Source organism: Brumimicrobium salinarum, assembly GCF_002844555.1.
Classification (GTDB): domain Bacteria; phylum Bacteroidota; class Bacteroidia; order Flavobacteriales_D; family Crocinitomicaceae; genus Brumimicrobium; species Brumimicrobium salinarum.
In genome coordinates this window covers 1-1868 of record NZ_PJNI01000035.1, presented here as the reverse complement: position 1 = coordinate 1868, position 1868 = coordinate 1, and the positions used below count along the sequence as shown (strand labels likewise).

Annotated in this window: 2 protein-coding genes; one reads left to right on the top strand and one right to left on the bottom strand. The window is 23.3% G+C overall.

Translation table 11 applies throughout. The features are described from left to right. Positions 1-727 precede the first annotated feature (727 nt). Positions 728-910 (top strand): proton-conducting transporter transmembrane domain-containing protein, encoded by a 183-nt coding sequence (locus tag CW751_RS16070; RefSeq protein ID WP_101335831.1) that lies wholly within the window; start codon positions 728-730, stop codon positions 908-910. 768 nt (positions 911-1678) lie between these two features. Here the strand turns inward: CW751_RS16070 and CW751_RS15490 are convergent. Continuing rightward, a partial coding sequence (locus CW751_RS15490) for a hypothetical protein (protein ID WP_158540204.1) occupies positions 1679-1868 on the bottom strand: 190 nt, incomplete at its 5' end.

Sequence of the window (1868 nt, the reverse complement as noted above, 5' to 3'; positions counted from 1 at the left end):
TATATATATATATATGGAATGATATGAAGTATAAGTTGTTATGTGAATATAATTATGTTTATTGTATTCTTTGTTCTCATTATTTGTATGAGAGAGGATAGAATAAGGTGAGAACTATGAATATATGTAATTTATTATTATATAAGGGTATAATATTCCACCGGGGACCCGGCGGAGGGGGAAAGCCGGGGACCCTGAGAGGAAATATATATATTATTGTATATGATTATATATATATATATGGAATGATATGAAGTATAAGTTGTTATGTGAATATAATTATGTTTATTGTATTCTTTGTTCTCATTATTTGTATGAGAGAGGATAGAATAAGGTGAGAACTATTATGATCAGCTATATAAAGCTAATGAGTTCATACCTCATAAATGAATATATCTTTATTTTAAATGTAGTTTTATTTTCTTTTATATATATTATTAGATTTCATTTAGTTATAAATAGAGATGATTGGTTTTTGTTATGATTAGGTTTAGAGATTAATATAATAATTTTTATTATATTAATATATAAAGAAAGAAGTATATTAAAGATTGAGTCTTGTTTGAAGTATTTTTTTATTCAAAGAATAGGATCAGCTGTTTTAATAAGATGTTTTTATTTAAATAAGGAGTGAGTAGATTTTGTTGTTTGTTTATTATTGGGTTATAAGATTGGTGCAGGTCCTTTTTTTTTTTGGTTTCCTTCGGTTTGTTCTGGTTTATCGTGAATGTCTTGTTTTATATTAATATCTTTTCAAAAATTAATTCCTTTGATAATTATGAGAATTTTTATTTCTTATGTGATTTATATGATAGTAGTGGTTAGATTATTTTTTGGAGTTTTTGGATGTTATAATCAAAGGAATTTTAAGCAGTTAATTGCTTATTCTTCTGTGTATCATATAGGCTGAATTATATTATGTAATTTTTCTGATGACTTAAGTTGATTTGTATATTTATTATTATATTCTTTAATAATTTTTCCAGTTATGAAATTTTTTAGATTTTTATTATTTGAAGATTTTACAATGTTGATAAAAATAAAATATAAGGGTTGGTTGATTTTAATGGTATTAAGAATAGCTGGGATACCTCCTTTATTAGGATTTTTTTTAAAGTTGTTTGCTTTTATAATGATTTTTAAATATGAGTATTATTTTATAATGTTTTTAATTTTTTGTTCTGTAGTAATGTTTTATGTATATTTTCGTATGATTTATGATGTTTTAATGAGATATTATGATAATATGAATTGAATAAATTTTACTATAATGTATAATAAAAATAATTATTTAATTATAATTAATATTGTAGGGTTAATAATGGGAGTTTTTTTAGTTGTTTTTTTTGTTATATAGTTTATTAAGATAATAATTCTATTAGCTTTCAAGGTTAAAAGTGTATATTTAAAATAATTTTATCTTATATGAATTTACAGTTCATCATCTTATGATTTCTTAATTATAATTTTAAATTTGCAATTTAATGTTTTTAAACTATTAGATAATACTGCGATGGTTATATTCAACTAATCATAAGGATATTGGGACGTTATATTTAATATTTGGTGTTTGATCGGCTATAATGGGAACTGCTATAAGAGTTTTGATTCGAATGGAATTAGGAAATCCTGGTAGATTGTTAGGAAATGATCATATATATAATGTTATAGTTACTGCTCATGCTTTTGTAATAATTTTTTTTATAGTGATACCAATTCTTATTGGAGGATTTGGTAATTGATTGGTACCTTTAATATTGGGAGCTCCTGATATATCTTTTCCTCGAATGAATAATCTTTCTTTCTGATTATTACCTCCTTCTTTATTTTTGTTATCTATATCTTCTATAGTGGAGATAGGGGTTGGT

What these genes read in the sequence shown, in the direction of transcription:
- CW751_RS16070 (WP_101335831.1), top strand. Translation starts at nt 728, where the DNA reads ATGTCTTGTTTTATATTAATATCTTTTCAAAAATTAATTCCTTTGATA.